The organism is Streptomyces sp. 150FB, from assembly GCF_000818195.1.
Lineage (GTDB): Bacteria > Actinomycetota > Actinomycetes > Streptomycetales > Streptomycetaceae > Streptomyces.
Window position 1 is genome coordinate 7,639,501 of record NZ_JTHL01000001.1, and the last position, 24,461, is coordinate 7,663,961.

22 protein-coding genes are annotated in these 24,461 nt (G+C 68.5%); 11 read left to right on the plus strand and 11 right to left on the minus strand.

The genetic code is table 11. From position 1 onward, the window contains the following. The 4 genes from QR77_RS49425 to QR77_RS32805 all read left to right on the plus strand — a co-directional run. Window positions 1-293, plus strand: a 293-nt coding sequence (locus QR77_RS49425; protein ID WP_347359806.1) for a transposase family protein, incomplete at its 5' end; no start/stop codon positions are given. A 154-nt stretch (window positions 294-447) separates the two neighbouring features. Beyond that, window positions 448-2,676: a sensor histidine kinase gene (locus tag QR77_RS32795; protein ID WP_052489224.1), complete on the plus strand. Its 2,229-nt coding sequence runs from the start codon at window positions 448-450 to the stop codon at window positions 2,674-2,676. A gap of 22 nt (window positions 2,677-2,698) precedes the next feature. Further along, window positions 2,699-3,370 carry a response regulator gene (locus tag QR77_RS32800; RefSeq protein WP_236710910.1) on the plus strand — a complete coding sequence of 224 codons (672 nt, stop codon included), beginning with the start codon at window positions 2,699-2,701 and terminating at the stop codon, window positions 3,368-3,370. After that, window positions 3,367-4,461 carry an MBL fold metallo-hydrolase gene (locus QR77_RS32805; protein ID WP_040025684.1) on the plus strand — a complete coding sequence of 365 codons (1,095 nt, stop codon included), beginning with the start codon at window positions 3,367-3,369 and terminating at the stop codon, window positions 4,459-4,461. The genes QR77_RS32800 and QR77_RS32805 overlap by 4 nt, the downstream gene beginning before the upstream one ends. A 950-nt stretch (window positions 4,462-5,411) precedes the next feature. On the opposite strand, the gene QR77_RS32810 is transcribed toward QR77_RS32805, so the two are convergent. The 3 genes from QR77_RS32810 to QR77_RS32820 all read right to left on the minus strand — a co-directional run bounded on the left by QR77_RS32810 (window position 5,412) and on the right by QR77_RS32820 (window position 8,152). Next, window positions 5,412-6,941: a UDP-N-acetylglucosamine 1-carboxyvinyltransferase gene (locus tag QR77_RS32810; RefSeq protein WP_040025685.1), complete on the minus strand. Its 1,530-nt coding sequence runs from the start codon at window positions 6,939-6,941 to the stop codon at window positions 5,412-5,414. Between the two features lie 206 nt (window positions 6,942-7,147). Continuing rightward, on the minus strand, window positions 7,148-7,351 hold the full coding sequence (locus QR77_RS32815; RefSeq protein WP_040025686.1) for a DUF4236 domain-containing protein: 204 nt from the start codon (window positions 7,349-7,351) through the stop codon (window positions 7,148-7,150). Window positions 7,352-7,426: 75 nt separating this feature from the next. Next, window positions 7,427-8,152 carry a hypothetical protein gene (locus QR77_RS32820; protein ID WP_040029040.1) on the minus strand — a complete coding sequence of 242 codons (726 nt, stop codon included), beginning with the start codon at window positions 8,150-8,152 and terminating at the stop codon, window positions 7,427-7,429. Window positions 8,153-8,243: 91 nt separating this feature from the next. Here QR77_RS32820 and QR77_RS32825 point away from each other — a divergent pair, with 91 nt between their 5' ends. Then, window positions 8,244-8,582 (plus strand): chlorite dismutase family protein, encoded by a 339-nt coding sequence (locus QR77_RS32825; protein WP_201778836.1) that lies wholly within the window; start codon window positions 8,244-8,246, stop codon window positions 8,580-8,582. 136 nt (window positions 8,583-8,718) lie between these two features. Here QR77_RS32825 and QR77_RS32830 read toward each other — a convergent pair whose 3' ends face one another. The 4 genes from QR77_RS32830 to QR77_RS32845 form a co-directional block, all read right to left on the minus strand. Beyond that, a complete protein-coding gene (locus QR77_RS32830) occupies window positions 8,719-9,141 on the minus strand; it encodes a MarR family winged helix-turn-helix transcriptional regulator (RefSeq protein ID WP_052489225.1) in 423 nt (140 codons plus the stop codon). Window positions 9,142-9,465: 324 nt separating this feature from the next. Continuing rightward, window positions 9,466-10,257 carry a DJ-1/PfpI family protein gene (locus QR77_RS32835; RefSeq protein ID WP_052489226.1) on the minus strand — a complete coding sequence of 264 codons (792 nt, stop codon included), beginning with the start codon at window positions 10,255-10,257 and terminating at the stop codon, window positions 9,466-9,468. Window positions 10,258-10,544: 287 nt separating this feature from the next. Beyond that, entirely contained in the window at window positions 10,545-11,120 is a 576-nt protein-coding gene (locus tag QR77_RS44285) for a transposase (RefSeq protein ID WP_107069146.1), read from the minus strand. A 58-nt stretch (window positions 11,121-11,178) separates the two neighbouring features. Continuing rightward, complete coding sequence (locus QR77_RS32845) at window positions 11,179-12,108, minus strand: TIGR03620 family F420-dependent LLM class oxidoreductase (RefSeq protein WP_040025688.1); 930 nt, start codon at window positions 12,106-12,108, stop codon at window positions 11,179-11,181. A 193-nt stretch (window positions 12,109-12,301) separates the two neighbouring features. Here QR77_RS32845 and QR77_RS32850 point away from each other — a divergent pair, with 193 nt between their 5' ends. Next, complete coding sequence (locus QR77_RS32850; protein WP_040025689.1) at window positions 12,302-13,198, plus strand: LysR family transcriptional regulator; 897 nt, start codon at window positions 12,302-12,304, stop codon at window positions 13,196-13,198. 56 nt (window positions 13,199-13,254) lie between these two features. Here QR77_RS32850 and QR77_RS32855 read toward each other — a convergent pair whose 3' ends face one another. After that, the gene (locus tag QR77_RS32855; protein ID WP_040025690.1) at window positions 13,255-14,175 is read right to left on the minus strand and encodes a serine hydrolase; all 921 of its coding nucleotides are present in this window, start codon (window positions 14,173-14,175) and stop codon (window positions 13,255-13,257) included. Further along, window positions 14,172-15,107: a LysR family transcriptional regulator gene (locus tag QR77_RS32860; RefSeq protein WP_052489227.1), complete on the minus strand. Its 936-nt coding sequence runs from the start codon at window positions 15,105-15,107 to the stop codon at window positions 14,172-14,174. The genes QR77_RS32855 and QR77_RS32860 overlap by 4 nt, the downstream gene beginning before the upstream one ends. Window positions 15,108-15,258: 151 nt before the next feature. Between QR77_RS32860 and bla the strand changes: the two genes are divergently transcribed. Then, window positions 15,259-16,254, plus strand: coding sequence for a class A beta-lactamase (bla, locus tag QR77_RS32865; protein ID WP_078877436.1), 996 nt, complete (start codon window positions 15,259-15,261; stop codon window positions 16,252-16,254). A 78-nt stretch (window positions 16,255-16,332) separates the two neighbouring features. Next, window positions 16,333-17,244, plus strand: a complete 912-nt coding sequence (locus tag QR77_RS32870; RefSeq protein ID WP_040025692.1) for a cobalamin-binding protein — start codon at window positions 16,333-16,335, stop codon at window positions 17,242-17,244. 24 nt (window positions 17,245-17,268) lie between these two features. On the opposite strand, the gene QR77_RS45500 is transcribed toward QR77_RS32870, so the two are convergent. Continuing rightward, window positions 17,269-17,802, minus strand: a complete 534-nt coding sequence (locus QR77_RS45500) for a hypothetical protein (RefSeq protein ID WP_052489228.1) — start codon at window positions 17,800-17,802, stop codon at window positions 17,269-17,271. A gap of 87 nt (window positions 17,803-17,889) precedes the next feature. Next, window positions 17,890-18,753 carry a helix-turn-helix transcriptional regulator gene (locus tag QR77_RS45505; protein WP_040025695.1) on the minus strand — a complete coding sequence of 288 codons (864 nt, stop codon included), beginning with the start codon at window positions 18,751-18,753 and terminating at the stop codon, window positions 17,890-17,892. Between the two features lie 253 nt (window positions 18,754-19,006). Between QR77_RS45505 and QR77_RS32885 the strand changes: the two genes are divergently transcribed. The 3 genes from QR77_RS32885 (at window position 19,007) to acnA (ending at window position 24,365) form a co-directional block, all read left to right on the plus strand. Further along, the gene (locus tag QR77_RS32885) at window positions 19,007-19,780 is read left to right on the plus strand and encodes an SDR family NAD(P)-dependent oxidoreductase (RefSeq protein WP_040025696.1); all 774 of its coding nucleotides are present in this window, start codon (window positions 19,007-19,009) and stop codon (window positions 19,778-19,780) included. A gap of 204 nt (window positions 19,781-19,984) precedes the next feature. Beyond that, window positions 19,985-21,340: an MFS transporter gene (locus QR77_RS32890; protein WP_078877438.1), complete on the plus strand. Its 1,356-nt coding sequence runs from the start codon at window positions 19,985-19,987 to the stop codon at window positions 21,338-21,340. A gap of 310 nt (window positions 21,341-21,650) precedes the next feature. Continuing rightward, a complete protein-coding gene (acnA, locus tag QR77_RS32895) occupies window positions 21,651-24,365 on the plus strand; it encodes an aconitate hydratase AcnA (RefSeq protein WP_040029045.1) in 2,715 nt (904 codons plus the stop codon). Window positions 24,366-24,461: the final 96 nt, after the last annotated feature.

Sequence of the window (24,461 nt, forward strand, 5' to 3'; positions counted from 1 at the left end):
CCGCAACCCGGAACCACGGCATTCCCGCCGCTCTCGCTGCCGATGCCATCAAGTGCTGGGCGGACAAGGCGCATCAAGGCGCCGACCCTGCTGTCCGCGTTCCGTTCCGGGGTAAAGGTCTGCGCGGCCGGCACCGGCGTCACCGCCGAGATCACGCCGCCAAGATCCGCAGCCTCGGCGAACGCGTTATGGCCACCCTCAAATGCTGGAGGCTCCTGCGGAAGCTCCATTGCAACACCACCCGGATCACCGCCGTCGCCCGTGCCGTCGTCGCCCTCGAACTCGCCACCTGAACAAGATGGAACGGGATCAGTCTGTGCCCAAGCAGCTTCAGCGGTCTCTGCGACCTGCGTGCCCTATTGTGACTTGACGTCAGAACACTTCACTTGCAGGCTCCTTATGCAGTTAGCATGCTGGGAGCGCACTGCTCACGAGAGGCGGCGCCGGTTGGCCAGGCATCATCTGCGCTTCGCGCCCAAGATCCTCACGCGTCTAGGTGAAGAACTCGTTCCGCATCCAGACATGGGGATCATGGAGTTGGTACGCAACGCGTACGACGCCGACGCCACTGAGTGCAGCATCGAGTTGGTCGACTCCGGGCGCCCTGGCGGCTCGATCATCGTTTCGGACAACGGACACGGGATGACCGACGCCGAGCTCACCTCCGACTTCCTGCTCATCGGCAGTTCCAGGAAGCCGTCGTCGCCGTTCACCCGCAGCGGTCGAAGGCGGGTCGGCGAGAAGGGTCTCGGGCGTCTGGCGGCGCTTCGTCTAGGCCGCCGCGTGAAGGTCACGACGCGATCCGAGGCGACCCTAGGGGTGCAGTACACCCTGGGTATCGACTGGGACGAACTCGACTCCGCACACGCGGTGGAGGACGTGGCGCTTGAACTCCGCGACGCCCCGCCTCACGCCCGCGTGGGAACCAGTATCGAGATACACGATCTCCGGCAGGGGCTGAGTGTCGCCGATGTCGACCGGCTGACGCGCTCGCTCACCCTGCTCACGGGCCCCTTTCAGACCGAGTCGACCTTCAAAGTTATATGGAATCCCTCGGCGTTCGGGCATGAGGACCTCACCTCGGCTGTGACGGATGAACACCTGCAGTGGGCCGAATTCCATTTGTCTGGAAGGCTCGGTGAGGATGGTAGCCAGTCGGCGGAACTCAGGGACCATCAGGGAAATCTGATCGGCACTGCAACGGCGAGCGACCTTCGGTCCGCGGCCGCCGGAGGCCGACGCCAAACGACCGCCACAGGCGACCAACGCCTTTTCTCCAGTGCCCCTGCGGCCAAGTTCGACCTGTGGATGTTCAACCTCAACCCGAGACATTCGGTCGCCCTGCGTGACTCAATCCAGCCAACACCGGAAATCAAAAACTGGCTTGCCGACGTCGGCGGTGTGCACCTTTATCACCATGGGCTGCGAGTCCAGCCTTATGGTGACCCTGACGATGACTGGCTGAGCATCAACGTCCGTCGTGCTGTGCTCTCCGAATTCCGGCCCTACACAAACAACTCCGTAGGTGCACTGGTCGTCAACGACCCGGAAGATCGCCTTCAGCCGAAGACGGACCGCAGCGGTTTCGTCCAGAACGCCGCCTTCGGTGAGCTACGTGAGTTCGCCCGGTCCGCAGTTGAATGGGCATCGCAGCGCCGTCGCCAGATTCGCGAAGCCGAACGACAAGAACAACGCAATCGTGCGAAGGTGCAGACGGCCGATGCCGAGGCCGACTTCACCGAAGCCAAGAAGGCCCTTGAAGAGCAACTCGCGGACAACCAGGGCCGCCTGGATGGTGGTCTTGACCGTGCGTCGGTTCAACGTATCTTGACTACCTCGCAGCACCTGGCGGACCAACGCCTGCGAGAGATCAAGGATCTTCAATCCGAGCTGCTCCTCTACCGAGCCCTCGCCACTGTGGGAACGAGTACCGCCGTATTTGCCCACGAGGCGCAGCAGCCCGCTGATCGCATCCTCCAGGAAGCCCGCACGGTCGACCGGAGGGTGCGTCGGGACATCGATCCGGGAATCGTTGACGACCGCTACAAACCGTCGCTGAGTGCCATCATGGACGGCGCCCGCACGTTGCAAATCTTCGCGAAGCTCCCCCTGGAACTCCTTGTCCGGAAGAAGCGCGATCTGACATACGTGGACATCGACGAAGTGTGCCTGGCGACATTGCGCCTGTTCCATAACTTCCTCAGTGACCGCGGCATTCACGTCACCCTTGATCTCGATGGCCACAACCTTCGCGTACGAACTTACGAGGCTGCGATCGAGTCCATCGTGTCCAATCTGCTCGTCAACTCCATCCATGCGCTGACGCGTACGGACGGCGGCCTGGAGCGCAGAATCCACCTCGCGACACGCTCCTTCGTCGATAAGGACGCTCCGTGGATTCGCCTCACCGTGGATGACTCGGGCCCAGGTATCCAGGACGCCTCGACCGATGAGATCTGGGTTCCCGGGTTCACCACCCGAGACGGTGGGACAGGCTTGGGTCTGACCATCGTCCGTGACACGGTTGGCGACATGTCGGGACGTCAGAAAGCTGTCAAAAACGGCCCTCTGGGAGGAGCCCGGCTACTGGTCGAGTTGCCGGCCTCGACGACGACGGCCCCCGCCGCCGGGCCACGTACGGCGAACGGGAGGAGTAACGATGTCTCTGCGCCTTGAGGGTGTCCACAGGGTCGGCATCGTGGACGATGTGAAGGCCGACGCAGAAGCCCTTGGCCGACTATTCGAAGACTTCGACATGCAGGCTCTGATCATGCCCCGGCCGCGTCCCCGCGCCACGGCGGGGGAGTATCTGTCGACACTCCCCCCTCTGGACGTACTCGTCTGCGACCACCAGCTGCGCAACAGCTGGACGGTCGCATTCACGGGAGCGGAGCTCGCGGCCCGCGCCAACAGTCGCCCACACAAGCTCCCGGCCATCGTCATGAGCTCGCATGTAGGCACCCACGAGGCATCATCCATCCACCGATGGCGGGCCGATATCCCGGCAGTCGTACCCAAACAGGCCGACGACGAGGAAGTCCTCGACGCCGTCCGATATGCACTCGAAGAGGCGGCAGGCAGGTGGTCACGGGAGCGGAGCCGGTTCCGTACCCCGATCGAGGTCCTCGCCGTGTACCTGGCAGGTGAAGCACCATACGCCGAAGTGCTGGTCAGTGGCTGGAGCCTGACGCAGGTGGCGCAACTGCCGCTGCTGCGCTTCGAGGAGGACACCGGGACTCCCGCAGACACCCTGCTGCCCGGCACCTGGTTGCGGGCCGAGGTCAACTGCTACGCCCCTCGGGTTGAGGACCTTTGCTTCGCACACATCTCCCTGGCCCCCCAACTGTCCGAGGAAATCCGCGCCCTGTGACCGTTCCCTTTGTCCCCCGTCAGAGCCCATCTTCCGAGGACGACCTCGCGGTCACGATCCTGGATGTTGGTCATGGCAACTCTGCCATCGTCCGCGACGGGAAACGGTGCGCGGTTGTCGACGCCGCGGACGACACCACACACGCCGAACTCGAAAGAATCGGCTGCACGGACCTCGAGGAAGTCATCGTCTCGCACGTCGACAAGGATCACATCGCGGGAATGAACAAGCTCCTCCTGGACCCGCGGTGGTCGCTCGGCCGTGTCCGGGTCAACACCGACGCGTCCAAGGACACGCTGGCGTGGCGGCACCTGCGGGAAACCCTGCAGCTCGTGGCGGACGACAAACGCACCACCGGCATCCTTCCCGTATCTACGGATACGGGCCTTCCCATTCGGGTGGGCCGGGCGGAGCTCGAAGTCTGTCATCCTCGATCGCTGATGGCGCTGTCGGGTCCGCGCACGAGCGATTCCCGGTTTGGCACGGTGACGAGCAACACCATGTCCGCCGTCATCCGAATCCATCTCGACGGCGCGGCGGCCGTGCTCCTCGCCAGTGACATCGACGGCGTCGGCTTGCGGGACATTTTAGATCGCCGAAGTCAGCAACTCTGCGCGGATGTTCTCGTCTTCCCGCATCACGGCGGTCTCCCCGGAGCTATGAATCCGGTGGAGTTCGCCCGCTCACTCACATCCGCGGTCGACCCGCGCATGGTGATCTTCTCGATGGGAACGAGCGGCCGGACGGCCAACCCGCGACCGGAAATCATCGAAGGCGTACGGGCAGCGGCACCCGACGCACACATCGCCTGCACGCAGCTGTCGGTCCACTGCCATGAGTCGAGCTCTCCGCCGCCACCCGAGGGGCACCTCTCCAAGGCAATGGCCCGTGGCCGTTCCACGAGTCGCTGCTGCGCGGGCAGCATCGTGATCACCCGCACCGAGAACGGCTTCCAGTATGCGCCTCCGCTGTCTCGGCATGGCGAGTTCGTGCTCGCTCTGGAGCCAGGGGCAGGGGCAGGAACGTTGCCGTTGTGCCGCGCGGGGGCGTCCCCGATCCCGAACTCTGCGGCTGGCAACAGCGTCAGATAACAGCAGACGGACGAGGTTAGCTGTATTCGGCCCAGACCGCCTTGGTGTAACGGAGCGAAGTCCAACCGCACCCATGTGTGCGGCTCCGAGCCGCTGCTGTCCGTATACCGCCAGATGTTCGCCCTGTTCGAGGACGGTGAGCACGGCCTGCGGGCCCAGGGCTTTTCCGAAGGCCCAGGCGTCGGCGCCGACCGCACTCGCAGCCGGACCACCACACCAATGGTGTCCGTCGAAGCGGAACAAGCTTACGGTCAAGTGCGCCACGTACTCAGTAACCGTCTCCGGGTTAGCAGGCAGCGGCCGCCGACCGACGCTCGCGCACCAGACAGTGAAGGCGGCCGTACCGGCGGAACACATCAGGCGGGTGGAGTCGGTCAGCTGTCGGTTGGTCTTGGCGCTTCCTACGGCTATGTGCTGAGGGCCAGAGCCTGGGGTGCGGAGACTTGTCACGCTGCTCATCGTAGGGCGGCCCGACACCCGCCGGCCCGGACGTCGCAGCGGGTGCTCTCATGAGGTGGGCGCAGGCTCAGCCCGTGACACGGCGCCCGTCTACGACAGAGGACGCGCCCGCGTGGTGCGGGTCCTCTTCTGCGTGGCGAAGTGGTCAGCCGGAGGACTTGGATGCGCGGTCGGACCCCAGGCTGCGTCGCGAGGCCGGAGTGGTCATGGCAGGTGGCGGGTCACCTCGTCGCCCAGGCGCGGTCGGCGTGACCCGACGGACATCGGATGATGCGAGGCCACTTCGGCGGGCAACCCTCTGTAAAGGCTGGCGGTTATTCAATCTTTCCTGACGTGCCGTCAGCCATTCAAGATCATCTTGCACATGCATTGCACAAGGTGCTGAAAAATGACGGAGATCAGTGGAAGGCCGTGAAGGTAGGTATCCGCAGGTCAGCTGGCATATTGAGGTGTCGTGCCCCGTGCCGCCAAAGGGCACGACACCCCGCTGGTCAGATGTCGCGGAAGATCTCGATCTGCGCGCCCACCGAGTTGAGGCGTTCGGCCAGGTCCTCGTAACCCCGGTTGATCACATACACGTTGCGCAGGACCGACGTCCCCTCCGCCGCCATCATCGCCAGCAGCACGACCACGGCCGGCCGCAGTGCGGGCGGGCACATCATCTCCGCCGCGCGCCAGCGGGTCGGGCCTTCCACCAACACCCGGTGGGGGTCCAGGAGTTGGAGACGGCCGCCGAGGCGGTTGAGGTCGGTGAGGTAGATGGCGCGGTTGTCGTACACCCAGTCGTGGATCAGTGTCTTGCCCTGGGCCACGGCGGCGATCGCCGCGAAGAACGGCACGTTGTCGATGTTCAGGCCAGGGAAGGGCATCGGGTGGATCTTGTCGATCGGCGCCTCCAGCTTGGAGGGCCGTACGGTCAGATCCACCAGTCTCGTACGGCCGTTGTCGGCCGCGTACTCGGCCGTACGGTCGTGATCGAGGCCCATCTCCTCCAGCACGGCCAGCTCGATCTCCAGGAACTCGATCGGCACGCGGCGGATCGTCAGTCGCGACTCGGTGACCACGGCGGCGGCGATCAGGCTCATCGCCTCGACCGGGTCCTCCGAGGGGGAGTAGTCCACGTCCACGTCGATGTCCGGTACGCCGTGCACGGTCAGGGTGGTCGTGCCGATGCCGTCGACCCGTACGCCCAGCGCTTCGAGGAAGAAGCACAGGTCCTGGACCATGTAGTTGGAGGACGCGTTGCGGATGACGGTCGTACCGTCGTGCCGGGCGGCTGCCAGCAGGGCGTTCTCGGTGACGGTGTCGCCGCGCTCGGTCAGTACGATGGGGCGCCCCGGCGAGACCGTACGGTCGACCTGCGCGTGGTAGAGCCCTTCGGTCGCAGCGATGTCCAGGCCGAAGCGGCGCAGCGCGATCATGTGCGGCTCGATGGTGCGCGTACCGAGGTCGCAGCCGCCCGCGTACGGCAGCCGGAAGGTGTCGAGGCGGTGCAGCAGCGGGCCGAGGAACATGATGATCGAGCGGGTGCGGACCGCGGCCTCGTGGTCGATGGCCTCCATGTCCAGCTCGGCGGGCGGCACGATCTCCAGGTCCACGCCGTCGTTGATCCAGCGGGTGCGGACACCGATGGAGTTCAGTACTTCGAGGAGGCGGAACACCTCCTCGATGCGCGCGACGCGGCGCAGCACCGTACGGCCCTTGTTGAGCAGCGAGCCGCACAGCAGCGCCACGCACGCGTTCTTGCTCGTCTTGACGTCGATGGAGCCGGACAGCCGGCGCCCGCCGACCACGCGCAGGTGCATGGGGCCGGCATAGCCGAGTGACACGATCTCGCTGTCCAGGGCTTCGCCGATGCGAGCGATCATCTCAAGGCTGATGTTCTGGTTGCCGCGTTCGATACGATTCACGGCGCTCTGGCTGGTGGCCAGCGCTTCGGCAAGTTGGGTCTGTGTCCACCCTCTGTGCTGACGAGCAACACGGATGAGCTTGCCGATGCGTTCGAGGTAGTCGTCTGCCATGAAGTGAGAATATCTCATGTGTGAGATAAGGGCGCCTCGGGGCTCGGGTGGGAGTGTCGGCCCGAGCGGGAGCCGGAACGCGAAGGCCCGGGTGACGTTCCGCGATCCGATCATCGGTCCGCGAGGTCACCCGGGCAAACGCTGATCCTCCGTACGGGTGGCTGGCGGGCCTCCCGTACGTATGCTCAGCGGTTGTTGCTACGCGCTCAGTGCCCACGACGCTTGGTCGTGGTCTTGCGCCAGCCGAAGGGACCCGGCAGGTCCTGGGACGTCGTACGCCGGCCCGTACTGCTCGACGTGTGCCGCGGCCCGTGGCTGCCGCCACCGGTCGTGATGGACCAGGAGTGGCGGTTGATGTTGAGCCGTACCCCCGGCAGGATCCGGAAACTCTTGCGGAACGTGATCGGCATCTGCGCCTCCTCTGTCAGGAGTACGGGTTACCCGTGAGCGCCGATGCATGTCTCTGACGGCGAATCAAATGCCGGTCATGAGGTACGCAGCCAGATACGGAGGGGGCCGAGCGCGCTGAAACCGCTCGCGAGTGCGGGCGCGAGATCGTCCTCGCGCTCGTAGCCGACGACGGGAAGGCCGGGGAACGCGTCGTCGGCGGCGGTGAGTGTGGCGGACCAGACGGCGGCGGAATCGGCGCCGTCCATGTGGAAGATGTTGGAGAGGCCGACCAGCCCAGCGCCGAGGTTCAGCACAGCCCCTCCCAACAACTCGTCGTCGTGAACGGACAGGACCCGCAGGACCCGCACCGACGGGTCGCTCAGCAGCGCCGGCCGGAAGACGTCCGGGACCTCGCCGCCGCCGTGCCACGCGGTCGCCCAGTCGTGGAGCTGGGCGGACGTCAGGACGGGCTCGGTACGCAGGCCGGGCGCCGGCGGTACGTGAAGCCCGGCCGGACGGTGGATCCACCGGGCGTCGAAGAGTTCGGCGAAGCCGTGGGGGGCGAGGTCGAGCGTGCCGAAACTGTCCTTGACCGAACACCCGGCTGACGCCGTGTCGATCCGACCGAGGAAGTCGGCCGGCACGGCGTCGGGGCGCAGCGTGACGGCGTCGGGGTAGTACGGCGGCGTACGGCGTGAACTCCACCAGGCCGTCTCGCCGAAGGTCTCCGCGATGCCGTGGGACCGGCACACCGAGGCGCACCACTCGGCGTTGTTGTGGGCTGCGGCGGTGTGGAGGGAGGTCGTCCCGGATGAGGTCACCCGGCACAGGGTGCCAGCGCCGGCGCCCGGCCGCACCGGTGTTTCCGCCGGGCCGCCTTCTGGGGTTTCCGGCGGCGTTGAGGAGATTCTCGTGAGCGACAACGAAACAGCCGGTCCTGGCTTCGCGCTGTGGAACGTCCACAGCCTCGGAGTGGTACCTGCTCCCCGAGGAGGAGCGGCGCGACCTGCTCGCCGAGCACGGCCGCGCGGGAGCGGCGTATCGCTCGGTTCTGACCAACACGTCCCCGCGTTCGCACTCGGCGACTACGAGTGGATCCTTCCGCTCGAAGCCGACGATCCGCTCGACCTCGTGGACATGATGCGGACCCTCCGCGCCACACGCGCACGGTCGCACGTACGGGAGGAGGCGCCGTTCTTCACAGGCCGGCGCATCGAGCTCCACGAACTCTACGAGCTCCTCGGTACGTGAGTGCCCCGCCCCGCGGCACAACGCGCTGCCGCCGTCGCCCGACCCGCAGGCGGCGGTGGCGGCCCCGCGCTTCGCACATCGGCGCCGGTCCGGCAGGAGGACCTTCCGGCACGCCGGCGCGTTACTCGACGAGCGCTCACTCGGCGCCCGACGCCGACGAGGCCACGCGCTCGCGCCACAGCGCCTCGCCAAGACGGGTCAGGGCCGTACCCAGGTCCTTCCACTCTCCGTCCGCGAACACCTCGCGGTCGTGCTCCGCGATCAGCCCGGTGGCGCGCTCGAGCACCTTCGCGCCGCGGTCCGTCAGCTCCATCACCGCCGCACGGCCCTGCCCGACACCGCCGACGGTGGCGACGTACCCCTCGGAGATCAGCGCCTCAACGATCGGGTGCAGGCTCTGCACCTTGATTCCCGCCCGCCGCGCCAGCGCGCTGAACGAGATGCCCGGATCCTGCCGCAGGTGTCCCAGGAGACCCAGCCGACGCAGGGACAGGCCGATGCCCTTGAGCGAGTCCTCCACCCGTGCCTCCAGTGAACGCGCCTGGAGGATCATGATCATCGTTGGACCCAGTGGGTATCGCGCCGGGCGAGCATCCCCTGCGTCTGCCATGCACGCCTTCCTTCCCTGGCCATGTCGGAGTACTTCCACCGTATCCGAATGAGCAGGCAGGTCGCCCGTACAGCGTCGTCGGCGAGAGGACGCTCCACCAACGCCCGGCCCTCGCCCCGGCCCCACCCGCCCCACCCGCGCCACCGCGGATCCGCGGACGGTGCGGGTGGACGCGCGTGCATGGTGTCGCCTTCGGGAAATACGGGCTCACGGCGCCTCGAACCCGACGCCGGCGTGACGGGTGTCGGGTTCGAGGCATGACGCCTGGAGCGCTCAGCCGTTCACGGTGGAGGCGGAGAGCCCGGCACCACCGTCCGGCACCGCACGCGAGTTCGACGCTGCTCGCCGTTCCAGCACGCGGGTCACGGCGTTTCGAAGAGCGGCGTCGGGCTCGGCCATGAGTCGTGTACGCAGACCCACCAGTTCGGGGCCCGCGCTCCGAGGCGACCCGGCGTCGAACGGCGGCTTCGGGTCGTATTCCATGACGAGCTGCGCGAACTTCGCAGCCTTCTCGCCGAGAGTGTGCGCGATGACGGTGAGTCCGAAATCGATGCCCGCGGTCACACCGCCGCCGGAGAACCGGTTGCGGTCGATGCACACACGCTCCGTCGACACCTCGACGCCGAGCTGTGCCAGCTCGTCCCGGGACGCCCAGTGCGTGGCCGCGCGGTAGCCGTCGAGCAGGCCGGCTGCCGCGAGGATGAGCGTGCCGTTGCACACGCCGGTGATGTAGGAGGCGGTCTCACCGCGGTCCGCCAAGAAGGCGATGGTGGCCGGGTCGAGCATCGGCCCGTCCACGAACCCGCCACCGACGAACAGGATGTCGAGCCGCTCGGGGCAGTCGGCGAAGGTGGTGGTCGGGACCATGGTCAGTCCACCGTCGTCCGAGACGACGGGATCGAGGGTCTCCGACACGAGGTGCACCTTCATGCCCGCCATCACGAAAGCGGTGTACGGGCCGACCAGGTCGAGTGCGGTGTGTCTGTCGAAAAGCAGGATGCCGACCTCCAGTGGCCGTGCGTCGCCCGTCAGGTGGTCGGGCCAGTTGGTCGTGTGGTCCGTCATTTTCGGAGCCTCCGAGATTCCCACGCTTGTAGTGTTTCTGCCGTGACGCTGCGAGGTCCCCGGGCAGGCAGCGTTCCGCACGCGGGTACGTTCACCGCGCCGTTCTCCGACACGACTGGAGCCTGCCTCATTCGCAACTTACAGTCAAACTGAAACTCTCGTGATCAAGTGAGGTGCCGTGACCGTCCTGCCGCAACCCGCCAGTGCCGCCTTCTGCTCGCAGCGCTCGGCAGGCACGTGCGCGACGACGTCGAACACACACTGAAACCGACCGGCCACACACTGCGTCACCTTGCCGCCATCGGGCATCCGCATCGCGAACCCGGTCTCTCTTGGAGGTCCCAACAAAGGCGTTGGACGTGTCGGTGGGTGATGAGGCGGGTCGCGAGGCCGAGGAAGGCTTCGTGGATGTCGTCACGTCGTTCCCAGCGGATACGTAGACGTCGGAAGCCGTGGAACCAGGCGATCGCGCGCTCGACAACCCGGCGGTGAACGCCGAGGCCGGAACCGTGCGGAACGCCGCGACGGGCGATGACCGGTTTGACGCCCTGAGCCCGGACCGGGCGTCGGTACTTGTCGTGGTCGTAGCCACGGTCACCGAGCAGGATGTCGGGCAGCCGCCGTGGCCGCCCCACGAGACCCGGGACAGATGGGATTCTCGCCAGCAGGGGGTACTCCCACTGGATCCCGGTATGCGGCACGAACAGGATCCCGAGCAAAGCCTGCCGGCCCGGCACCCGCGGTCGGCCGCCCACTAGCTTCGGCCCCGGCTCGGGCAGCAACGGCTCGATCAACGACCACAGTTCATCCGAGACGATCCACGGACGCGACTCTCTCTTCCCCACGGACAGCCCAACGAGCATCCGAGCCGACAGTGACATCATCAGAGGCTTCTGTGAGGACCTCTAACGCCCGTACCGCTCAGCCGAGCGTGACCAACGGCCCGGCGATCCGCACCAGTTGGTCCACGCCGGCCGTGAACTCCCCGCCGGGCGGCAGCATGAGCAGCACGTGATCCGCGCCGGCGGCCAGGTGCCTGCGTACCGTGGCCGCGATCGCCTCGGCGCTCCCATGGCCGACGACCGCGTCCACCAGGCGGTCGCTCGGCTCGGCGGTTCCGTCGTCCTCGTAGCCGAGCCCGGCGATGGCCGCCGCGTACGACGGCATGCCGAACGAGGCCGACACCCTTTCCCTGGCGAGCGCCCGCGCCCTGTCGTGATCGGGGTCCACGACGACGGACACCCCGGCTACCAGCAGTTTGTCCGGGCCGAGTACCTGCCTGGCCTGCGCGGTGAACTCCGGGGGCAGCCCGGCGGGCAGCGCGCCGTCGGTGATCCGGCCGGCCAGCGCCAGCATGTTGGGTCCGTTCGCGCCGAGGATCCGGGGATAGCGGACATCGGGCGCGGGCGGCTGCGTCGGGTCGTCCATACGAGCGCGATAGTCCCGCATGGTGGCCAGCGGACTGCCGTACACCTGACCGGTGGCGGCCGCCTGCTGGGGGTGGCCGACGCCGAGCCCGAGCACGAAGCGGTGGGGGTAGGCCTCGGCCAGTTGGGCGGCCGCGGCGTGCATGGTCGCCGGTTGCCGGGCCCAGATGTTGGCGATACCGGTGCCGAACACCATGCGCCGGGTGGCCGCCAGCAGAAGCGCCACCTGTACGAGGGCATCCTTGCCGCCGACGACCTCGTTGGTCCAGGCAGCGCGGTAGCCGGCGCGTTCCAGCCTGCCCACGGCCTCCCGCTGGAGGCCGACGGACGGTGTGCCGGTGAACGAGACCGGCAGCAGCACGCCGACCGGTCCCAGAGCGCCGCGCGCTCCGGACACCACGTCGTCGCGATCGGTGGGTCCCATGGAAAGCCTCCTGCGATTCTCCGGTTGGCGACCGGCCGCTCGGGGCGGCCGGTCGGTGGTTCCACCTTCCGGTCACCGGCCGCGTTCCGTCCAATGAATGTTTCGCACAGCGCGCCGCGCTTTACGCAACACCGCAGCTCACACGAGCCTGGATCCAGCGCCGCGCCGGCACAACGGGCATACGCTTGGACGTATGCCTGCCTCGCCCGCGTCTACTGAGGATCTCGATCTGCGACTCGTGCGGTGCTTCACCGTGCTCGCGGAGCACGGCCACTTCGGTCGCGCCGCCACCGCGCTGCACCTCACCCCGTCGTCGCTGAGCCGGGGGATCAGCCGTCTCGAACAGCAGGTGGGCGCCCGCCTGTTGGACCGCACTCCGCAGGGCAGCAAGCTCACCGAGGCAGGCGAGGTCTTCCTCCCGCTCGCCAGAACGCTGCTGAGTTCGGCCGCCCAGGCGGCGGCACGGACCAAGGCCGCCGGCCGGCCCAGCCGGATCACCGTCGGCCACATCGGGAACATCATCGTCACCCCGGCGGTACGCGAACTGCGCCGCCGGCACCCCGAGGCCGACGTGCGCACACTCCATGTGCCCTGGCACGAACCACACACCGCGCTGCTGGAGCACCGGGTGGACGCGGTGGTGGCCCGGTTGCCGTTCCCGACCGACCACCTGCGTGTGACAGTCCTCCACGACGAACCCCGAGTGGTGGCCATGCCGTTGGACCACCGCCTGGCCGGCAAGGAGTCCGTCACACTGGACGACATCGCCCACGAACCACTGACCCGGGCCTCCGATCCGGTGTGGGACGCCTACTGGCGTATCGACCCCCGCCCCGACGGCAGCCGCGCGCCGGACGGTCCGTATGCCGAAGCCGTCGAGGACAAGGTCGAACTCATCGCCGGTGGGCAGGCGTTGGCCATCATCCCGGGCAGCGCCGGCCTCGGCACACTGCGCCCCGACCTCACCACAGTCCCCCTGGACGGGGTCGATCCCTGCCACGTCGTACTGGCGACGCGTGCCGAGGACCGGAGCCGCCTGGTGTCGGCCTTCCGTACGTACGCAGAAGCGCACTTGAGGGGTGCCGCATGACTGCCGCACACCGGTCACCGGCGTGCCTCATGCCCTGACGGGTGTGATCCGGCGTCTCAGCCGCCGCCGAGGGCGGGCGTACGCAGGGCGTTCACGGCGTGCCGGGCGGCGGCTCCTATGGCGGCGTCGGCGCGGGGGACGGTGATGTCCGTACGTGCGGCATGGGTGAACACGGCGACGGCGACGGGGTGTTCACCGGGGTATGTGATGACGCCGACCTCGTTGCGGATGGCACCGACGGTCCCGGTCTTGCCCGCGACGGTCGCGGCGCCGGGGAAACCGGCGCGCAGCCGGTGCGGCCATACCTGTGCCTCCAGCAGACGGCGGGCGAAGCGGGTCTGTTCCGGCGAGGCCGCCTCGCCGCGCCAGAGCACGGTGAGCAGCCGGGTCATGTCCCGTGGGGTGGTGGCGGAGCCGAAGGTGGGATCGAGTTCGCGTACGGTCACGGGCACATTGTTGTCGGCGAGTACGGAGAACGCGGCCGCCACATCGTCGGTGCCGGTGTCGGCGAGCAGGCTGCGCTGGGCCTCGGCGGTGCCGCCGTGGATGCGGGTGCCGGGCAGCCGCAGGTCCTCGATCACGGCGCGGACGCGGTCCTGACCGATGCGTTCGAGTACGGCGTCGGCAGCGGCGTTGTCGGAGACGGTGATCATCGAGGTGGCGAGGTCGCGCCAGGTCATGGTGACCGGGTCGCTGAGCGCGGAGATCCCGGTCGGCCCAGGGGTACGGCGGTGGGGCTCGACGGTGACCTGCTGCCGGGGGTCGAGTTCGCCGGCGTCCACCGCGCGACAGAACGCCACGAGGGCTACGAGCTTGTACACCGAGGCCACCACCACGGGTATGTCGGCGCCGACGCACACCTCCTGGTCGGCGGAGCGGGGGCCGTCGCCGTTGACGGGACGGGCATGCAGCCAGCCGCGTACACCGGCGTCGCGGAACACACCACGGACGGCTTTCTCGGCTTCGGTGATCCTCATGCCGTTCCCGTTCCCGTTCCTGCTGCCGTTCGCGTTCCTGGTCCTGCTCCCGCTCCGGCCTCCGTGGCGATGATGCGCAGTACGGCGGCGAGTTCGTCGACCACCTCGGCCTCCGTCTCGTCCCCGTACACGATCCGTACCCTGAACAGCACCGGCTCGCCGGCCAGCGCGATCCCGCGTACCTCGTCGCAGTCGAGATCGCGATCGGCGACCAGGGCGAACGCCGCTCCTGTGGCGACCAGTGCGAGCGCGGCCGTCGGGTCGTCGACCTCGACCGGCCGCGCGGGGTGGCCGCGGGTCTCCAGTGTGTCGAGCAGCAGGTCGTGGGCGGCCGGGGCATGGGCACGTGGTGCGGTCGCCAACTCCAGATCGCGCAACGCCCGCAGTCGCACAGGACCAACAGCCTCGGCAGCGGGGTGAGTTCGTGGGACGAGCACGGTGGTCGGCAGAGCGATCACCGGGCCGGCCCGGGCGTCCTCGATGACGGCGGGGTGGCCGGTGACGGCCACATCGAGCGTACCCGCCGACACGGCGTCGATCAGGGAGACGGTGGACCCGGTGGTCAGTGACGTACGCCGGCCGGTGCGCCGGGCGGCGTGGGCCGCGAGCCGGGCGCCGGTCCTGGCGCCGAGGTCCGGCACGGCCCCGATCCGCAGGGTCCGCGCCGCCTCGACATGGCGCGACGCCGTCCGGTGGATCGCGGCGGCGTCTTCGAGCAGGGACCGGGAGCGCGGCAACAGGTCACGCCCCGCTGTGGTCAGCGCCACCCCGTGCGGCCCCCGGTCGAGCAGCCGGACCCCGAGGTGATCCTCAAGTCGGCGAAGCCCCTGGGACAGCGGGGGTTGAGTCATGCCCAGCCGTCGCGCGGCCCGGCCGAAGTGCCGTTCCTCGGCGACTGTGACGAAGAAGTTCAGATACCGCAGCAAGTCCATCAGTCACCTGTACCAGTGATCATAGGTATTTGCCTATCGTAGGCCCCTGGCGTGTGTATTTGAGCTATCACCAGGCCTCTGATGCACTGCGGACATGGACACAAGGCGACCCAGCCAGTTGGCATTTACGCAACAGAGGAACAGCCGGACCATGCCACCCGCACCGGCGCCCGCACCCGCACCGGCGCCCGCACCCGCACCCGCACCCGTACGGGGCGGCCGACCGCGCCGTGCCGTACTGACCGGGGGAATGGCGGGCATCGGCGCCGCACTCCTCGGGTGTGCGATGCCACCGTCATCCGCCCCCGCCCGCACACCGGCGAAGAGCGCGCCACGCCCCGCGCCCGGTGGGACCGCGCGGGCGGAGAAGCAACTCGCCGCGCTGGAAGCGCGGTTCGGTGGGCGGCTCGGTGTGTACGCACTCGACACCGGCACCGGAAGGGAGGTGCGCCACCGCGCCGACGAACGCTTCCTGCTCTGCTCGACGCACAAAGCGCTTGCCGTGGCGGCGATCCTGCGCGCACGCCGACTGCGTCCGGGCCTGCTGGACACGGTGATTCACTACGACAGCTCCGAGCTGGTTTCCAACTCGCCCGTCACCGGCGAGCACCTCGATGAGGGCATGACCGTGGCCGCGCTGTGCGAGGCCGCCATCACCGTCAGCGACAACACGGCGGCGAACCTGCTCGTCAGAGTCCTGGGCGGTCCAAGGGCGGTGACCCGCTTCGTATCCACACTCGGCGACCCCGTAACCCGCGTCGACCGCACCGAGCCGGAACTGAACGAGGCGACCGGTGACCTGGACACCACCACCCCCGGGCACATCGGCGCCGACCTGCGCGCCCTCACACTGGGCCAGGCTCTCGACCCGGCCGGCCGGGACCTGCTCGTCGGCTGGCTCACCGCCAACACCACCGGCGGCGAGGAGATCCGGGCCGGAGTGCCCGCCGGCTGGCGCGTCGCGGACAAGACGGGGAGTGGCAACAACGGGGAATCCAACGACATCGCGGTGGTGTACCCACCCGGCCGTGCTCCGCTGATCCTCGCCGTCTACACCGCTCCCACCGACCCGGACTCCACCGCCGGCAGTCCCACGATCGCCCAGGCAGCCAGGATCGTGGCCGAGGCGCTGGTCCCGGGGGCGTGAACCGCTGGTCCCGGGCTGTGAACGGCGAACCGAGGCGCCGGGCTCCGACTGTCAGTGGCGCGGTCTACAGTCGCTGACATGCGCATCGTCTCTCTCCTCCCGGCCGCGACCGACATCGTGGCCGAACTCGGGCTCGCCGGGCATCTCGTCGGGCGGACGCACGAGTGCGACTGGCCGCCCGCGGCGGTGCGTTCCGTACCCGTCGTCACCGGTGCGGACCTCTCGCAGGACGAGATGAGCAGCAGGGAGATCTCGGACGCGGTCGGGGGAGCGGCGCATTCGGGCTCCTCCCTCTACACACTGGACACCGAGGTACTGAGCACACTGGCGCCGGACGTGGTGCTCACCCAGGACCTGTGCGACGTGTGCGCCGTCTCGTACGAGCGGGTGAGCCGGGCCGTACGTGTCCTGGACACCGACACCCGGGTGCTCAGCCTGGAACCCCGCACACTCACCGACGTACTCGACTGCCTGGTGACGGTCGGTGACCTGCTCGGGGTACGCGAGCGGGCCGAGGATCGCCGGGCGGAGCTGCTGCGCCGCCTGGACCAGGTGTCCCGGCTGACGGCGGGCCGCCCACGTCCTCGGGTCGTGGCCGTGGAGTGGCTGGATCCGCTGTGGCCGGCGGGCCATTGGGTCCCCGAACAGATCACCTACGCCGGCGGCGAACCGCTGCTGGCCACGCCCGGCGAGCACACCAAGCCCATGACGTGGGAGCAGGTACGTGACGCACGCCCCGACGTCGTCCTCGTCCTGCCGTGCGGGTTCCCGCCCGAACGCACCCTGCGCGAAAGGGAGGCGCTCACCTCGCTGCCCGGCTGGGCGGAACTGCCGGCCGTACGAGCGGGCAACGTCTGGGTCCTGGACGGACCGGCGTACTTCAACCGCCCCGGCCCCCGGGTCGTACGCGGTGCCGAGGTGCTGGCGCACGTCCTGCACGGCGTAAGGGTTGGGGCGGCGGTCACGGACGACGAGGCGAGGCCGTTCTAGACGCGTTCCCGGCGCGGGCGGCCCTCAGACGGCGGGGAGTTGTTCCATCCAGGTGTCGAACAGATCCAGGTCGTACCGATCGCGGTCGCTTCGCGCGCTCGGCGCGGAATCGTCGGGCCACTCCCGGATGACGCGGCCGGGATCGATGTCGTTCAGTGTGCCGTACCACTCGAACAGCGGGCGGGCCAGCCGCACATGGGTGTCGAAGTTGCGCCGTTGGCGCGTGGTGTCACCCTCCCGGCGCTCCCGCAGTACCGCTTCGGACGGGATGACACACGCGATCAGATCGGCGATTCCCAGCGTGCGCCGGGCGATGGCCGCCCGGGTCAGAACCAACTGACTCTCGAAGAGGTCAGGAGCGGGAGCGATCCGGGCTCTGGCGAGCGACCAGGCGAAATGAAGCTTCAACGGATCGGTGTCACACACCGTGAAGCCCTCCGCCGCCTCGCGACGTACGGCCTGAGCCCAGCGCCTCTCGCCGCACTCGACCCAGAAGCGGCTCTCCTCCTCGGCGGTCGCCGTCGCCGGAGGCTTCAGATGACCCGGATTCTCGTCCACGACCCGACGCGAATCGTGTGTGCGGACGTACCTGCTTTTCCCTGCGGCGCTCGGCCCCTCCGCAACAACGATCATGCCAACAGCCTCTCATCCACCGATGGTTAGGTGGGTGTTGACGGCGGTGACGCGGAGGAAGTCGAGTTGCTCCGCGGGCGGTGTGCCGGCGGGCGCCGTGTACGCCACGATCCTGAGGTCTGCTCCGGGGACGGTGAGGACGTCGCAGTCGAGGGTGATGTCCCCGACGAGCGGATGGCTGATGGTCTTGCGGTCGTGGAGTTGCCGTCCCACGGCTCCCTGGGACCAGAGCCGCGCGAAGCGGGCGCTGTGAGTCCGGCAGTCGCGGATGAGCCGGTGCAGGTCGGGGTCGTCGGGCCACGTGGCCTCCGTCGTACGCAGATCGGCGACGAGAGCGGCCTCGACGGCATCCGGACCGCGCTCGGAGCGTACGGGCCAGTGCTCGGGTGTGGGCGGCGTGAGGAAGGTGTCGCGTACGAGGTTGCGCCGGCTCTTCGGAATCCGGGCGGGGTCGCCCATCAGCGCGGACCACAGAGGCGTCCAGGTCAGCAGGGTCCAGTCCGCGCCGAAGACGGCCAGGGGCTGGTCGCCGAGTCCGGTGAGCAGGCGTTGGACGCTGGGCGGGATGTACGTCGAGACACGTCCGGACGCGGGCGGCGGCAGATGCGCGAGGCGGTAGAGGTGATCGCGTTCGGGCGCCTCCAGGTGCAGGGCGCGGGCCAGCGCCTCCACGACCTGATCGGACGGCCGGGTGGCGCGGCCCTGCTCGAGCCGTACGAGATAGTCCACCGAAAGGCCTGCCAGCGCGGCGAGTTCCTCACGGCGCAAGCCGGCGGCACGGCGTCCTCCGGTGGGTGGCAGGCCGACGTCCGCAGGGGCGAGCCGGTCACGCCAGCGACGCAGTGCGGCGCCGAGCGGATTGCGTTCGTCGGTCACGTTCCCAGTGTCGTCCAGCGGCGGTTGGTCACGGTAGGTACTGCGAGTCCTACCGTCGCCGGGGGCACTGGCCGGCCGTCCACGCGCTGACCGACGCTGGAGGCACCACGGCGGGAGGCCGGGAGCAGCCACTCGATGCGAGTTGCGAGTCGCGAGTCGCGAGGTCGAGTCGCGCGCAACGCTCCTTGCCGCTTCCCCCGCTTTCCCCATTTCCCCGATTTTCCCCGATTTCCCCGAGAGAGGCCGTCTTCTGATGTCCACCACGGTTACCGGTCTGCTGGACGGCAAGTCCACCTTGGTCATAGGCGCGAGCCAGGGCATCGGCGCCGCCGCTGCCCGCCACTTCGCCTCGCAGGGCGCCCGGCTGGTCATCGGCGCACGCAACGTCGAAGCGATCGAAGCCCTCCGCGACGAACTGCGCGGTGCGGGACACGAGATCGACGCGATCCGCGTCGACGTCACCGACCGCGCCACGATCGACGCCGCCGTACAACGCGCGCGGGACCTGTACGGAAGGCTGGACGCGGCGTTCAACAACGCCGGCGCCAGCGCTGTCGAAGCGTTCCACGAGTACACCGAGGAGACCTTCGACCGTCTGCTGGCCGTCAACCTCAAGGGTGTCTTCCTGGCCATGCGGGCAGAGATCAGGGTCATGCTGGCCGACGGCGGCGGCGCGATCGTCAACACCAGCAGCGTCGGCGGCCTGATCGGGAACTACGGCCTGGCCCCCTACATCGCGGCCAAGCACGGTGTGATCGGCCTGACCAAGTCGGCCGCGTTCGAGTACGGCCGGCAGAACCTCCGTATCAACGCCGTCGCCCCGGGCTCCACGGCCACCGAAATGTTCCTGGGCGGCATGCAGCACGCGCCTGCCGAGGTCGTCGCCAGGTTCAACAGCTTCAGCCCGATGAACCGCCTGGGCGAACCGTTGGAGATCGCCACGGCAGCGGCCTGGCTCCTCTCCGACCAGGCGAGCTTCGTCACCGGCGCCACACTGCCGGTGGACGGCGGCTTCCTGCTCGCCTGAGGCTTTGCTCTCTCAGCGTCAAACAGATCGATGCCAAGATCCGCCGGCTCGTGGTCGTCCGGCACTCCCAACTGACGGCACCCGCGAGGACTGAGCTTCGATCCACACCACGTCGGAGGACTCGGAGGACTCGGAGGACTTCGAGTTCCCCGCCGGGGCAGGCCGCGAATATTGCGGTGCCCCGGGACCCGTCCCCGTGCCAGGATGCGCCGCGTCCCGACGTCCCGCATCCCCGTGGAGCTGCTCTTGCCCGGCGATTGCCGCCCCTTCGCCGCCTTACTCGCCGCCAATGTTGTCTCCATCACCGGTAATGGGCTCACCGGGATGGCTGTGCCATGGTTCGTGCTGCAGAGCACCGGGAGCGCCGCCAAGGCGGGGATCGTCGCGTTCTGCACGATGCTGCCGGTCGTGCTGTCCGCCATCGTCGGCGGTCCGGTCATCGACCGGCTGGGGCGGCGCCGGGTCGGTATCGCGTCCGATCTCGTCTGTGGAGCGGCCGTCGCCGCGGTTCCGCTGCTGCAGTTCGCCGGGGTGCTGCACTTCTGGATGCTGTGCGGGCTGATGGCCGTCACGGGGCTCTTCCACGCCCCGGGCGTGACGGCCCGAGGCGTGCTGTTGCCCACGCTCGCCGAGCGCGCCGGGATGCCGCTGACCCGGGCCGCGGGGTTGTACGACGGCGCCTCACGCTGCGCGGGGATGATCGGCTCGGCCATCGGCGGCGTGCTCATCGCCGTACTGGGCGCCGACCGCGTCCTGTTGCTGGACACCGCGACCTTCGCCGTGTCCGCCCTCCTCCTCGCGTTCGGGCTGCGTGGCCTGTCCGAGGCCCAGCCCCAACAGCGGGCCGAGCCGGCATCGGTGCGTACCTATCGCCGCGAGCTGGGTGCGGGTTACCGCTATGTGATGGGCACCCCGCTCCTCCTCAGCATCTGTCTCATGACGCTGGCCACCCGGGGGCTCGACCAGGGCTGGAGCGCCGTACTCCTGCCGGTTCACGTACGTGACGAGCTGGGCGGTCCTGTCGATCTCGGCCTGCTGGAAGCCTTGTTCTCCGTTGGCGCGCTCACGGGGGCATTGGTCTACGGGGCGGTGGGCAGCCGCTTCCGGCGGTGGCCGGTGTTCACCATCGCGTTCCTCATCGTCGGCATGCCCCGCTTCGTGGTCGCAGCCTCTTCCGACACCGTGGCCCCGCTGGCCGTGATGATGACGATCGAGGGTCTCGCCTGCGGTGTCCTCAATCCCATCCTGGCCACGGTGATGTACGAGACCGTGCCCGAAGAGCTGCGCAGCCGCGTGCTCAGCGCGACGACCGCCTCGGTCCTGACGATCACCCCGCTGGGTGGCCTCGCCGCCGGCTTCCTGGTCGATTCGGCCGGCCTGTTCACCACGATGCTCGTGGTCGGCGGTGCGTATCTCCTCGCCACGCTCAGCCCGGTGATCTTCCCCGCGTGGAGGCAGATGGACGGCCCCTCCTTCAAGGACGGGGCGGACAAGGGCGGGCCGAAGGGCCTGATGCCGCAGGACTCGGGGCCGGAGCCCGGGGAGCTGGGCGGGGCGTGAGGGGCGTGAGGGGCGTGACCATGTCGTCGGGATCCGTGCTCGCCCGTACATCGGCACGTTCACCCTCGCCCGAACGAAGGCAGGACGGCGAGGCGACGCCAGCTACCCGGAGGCACCACACCGCGGTCCTGCGCATGACCTGCCGACGCTCATGTACTAGAGTTATCTCGACATCGAGATAACTGCCGAAGGCGTACCGCAGCCGTCAGTTGGTAAGGGTTACCTAAGTAAACCTTACCTCAGCGGATCGGCCGAAAAGTCGTGGCGGCAGGATTGCGGTAGTACGCGCACATTGATGAAGGAGACTGTCGTGTCGGCGAACAGCTTCGACGCCCGCGCCACGCTGCGCGTGGGCGACGAGTCGTACGAGATCTTCAAGCTGGACAAGGTCGAGGGCTCCGCGCGCCTCCCTTACAGCTTGAAGGTGCTGCTGGAGAACCTGCTCCGTACCGAGGACGGCGCGAACATCACCGCCGACCATATCCGCGCCGTAGGCGGCTGGGACTCCCAGGCGCAGCCGAGCCAGGAGATCCAGTTCACGCCGGCCCGCGTGATCATGCAGGACTTCACCGGTGTGCCCTGCGTCGTGGACCTCGCGACCATGCGTGAGGCCGTGAAGGAGCTGGGCGGCGATCCGGCGAAGATCAACCCGCTGGCCCCCGCCGAGCTGGTCATCGACCACTCGGTCATCGCCGACAAGTTCGGCACGCCCGAGTCGTTCTCGCAGAACGTCGAGCTGGAGTACGGCCGCAACAAGGAGCGCTACCAGTTCCTGCGCTGGGGCCAGACCGCGTTCGACGAGTTCAAGGTCGTCCCGCCCGGCACCGGCATCGTCCACCAGGTCAACATCGAGCACCTGGCCCGTACGGTCATGGTCCGGGGCGGCCAGGCATACCCCGACACCCTCGTCGGAACCGACTCGCACACCACCATGGTCAACGGCCTCGGTGTGCTCGGCTGGGGCGTCGGCGGCATCGAGGCCGAGGCCGCGATGCTCGGCCAGCCGGTGTCGATGCTCATCCCGCGCGTCGTCGGCTTCAAGCTGACCGGCGAGCTGCCCGCCGGCACCACCGCCACCGACCTCGTCCTCACGATCACCGAGATGCTGCGTGGACACGGCGTCGTCGGCAAGTTCGTGGAGTTCTACGGAGAGGGCGTCGGCGCGACGACGCTCGCCAACCGCGCCACCATCGGCAACATGTCGCCGGAGTTCGGCTCGACCGCGGCGATCTTCCCGATCGACGCCGAGACGATCCGCTACCTCACCCTCACGGGCCGCAGTGAGCAGCAGATCGCGCTGGTCGAGGCGTACGCGAAGGAGCAGGGCCTCTGGCTCGACCCGGCCGCCGAGCCCGACTTCTCCGAGAAGCTGGAGCTGGATCTCGCCACGGTCGTCCCCTCCATCGCCGGCCCGAAGCGCCCGCAGGACCGGATCATCCTGTCCGAGTCGAAGCAGAAGTTCGAGCGGGACCTGCGCAACTACGTGAGTGACGACGAGGAGGCGGGCAAGGAGTCCTTCCCGGCCTCCGACGCGCCGGCCAGCTCCAACGGCGTGCCGACCAGGCCGACCCTCGTCACCACGCCCGACGGTTCGACGTACGAGATCGACCACGGCGCCGTCACCGTCGCCGCGATCACCTCCTGCACCAACACCTCGAACCCGACTGTCATGGTCGCCGCAGCGCTGGTGGCCAAGAAGGCGGTCGAGCGGGGCCTCAGCCGTAAGCCGTGGGTCAAGACCACGCTGGCGCCGGGCTCGAAGGTCGTCACCGACTACTTCGACAAGGCCAACCTCACGCCGTACCTCGACAAGCTCGGCTTCAACCTCGTCGGTTACGGCTGCACCACCTGCATCGGCAACTCGGGCCCGCTGGACGAGGAGATCTCGAAGGCGGTCAACGACGCGGACCTCGCCGTCGCCGCCGTGCTCTCCGGCAACCGCAACTTCGAGGGCCGGATCAACCCCGACGTCAAGATGAACTACCTGGCGTCCCCGCCGCTGGTCGTCGCTTACGCCATCGCGGGCTCCATGAAGGTGGACATCACCAAGGACGCGCTGGGCACCGACCAGGACGGCAAGCCGGTCTACCTGGCGGACATCTGGCCGACCGAGGCCGAGGTCAACGAGGTTGTCGCCTCCGCGATCGGCCAGGACATGTTCAACGACTCGTACCGGGACGTCTTCGCGGGCGACGAGCAGTGGAAGGCGCTGTCCATCCCGACGGGCAACACCTTCGAGTGGGACCCGCAGTCCACGTACGTGCGGAAGCCCCCGTACTTCGAGGGCATGCAGCACGACCCGTCGCCGGTCGAGGACATCACCGGCGCCCGCGTGCTCGCCAAGCTGGGCGACTCGGTCACCACCGACCACATCTCCCCGGCCGGTGCGATCAAGGCGGACACCCCGGCGGCCAAGTACCTGAACGAGCACGGCGTCGAGCGCCGCGACTTCAACTCGTACGGTTCCCGCCGCGGCAACCACGAGGTCATGATCCGCGGCACCTTCGCCAACATCCGGCTGCGCAACCAGATCGCACCGGGCACCGAGGGCGGCTACACCCGCGACTTCACCGCCGCCGACGCGCCCGTCTCGTTCATCTACGACGCCGCGCAGAACTACGCGGCCGCCGGAACGCCGCTGGTCGTCCTGGCAGGCAAGGAGTACGGGTCGGGCTCCTCCCGCGACTGGGCGGCGAAGGGTACGGCGCTGCTGGGCGTCAAGGCCGTCATCGCCGAGTCGTACGAGCGCATCCACCGCTCCAACCTGATCGGCATGGGCGTCCTCCCGCTCCAGTACCCGGAGGGTACGTCGGCGGAGTCGCTCGGGCTGAGCGGCGAGGAGACCTTCTCGTTCACGGGCGTCACGGCGCTGAACGACGGTACGACGCCGCGCACGGTCAAGGTCACCACCGACACCGGTGTGGAGTTCGACGCGGTCGTCCGCATCGACACCCCCGGCGAGGCCGACTACTACCGTAACGGCGGGATCATGCAGTACGTGCTGCGCAGCCTGATCCGCAAGTAGCCGGGCCGGCGGGCCCGGCCGGGCTCCGCCGCCTGTTTCACAGGTACGAAAGGACCGCATCCCACGACGTGTGGGGTGCGGTCCTTCTTTTGGGTT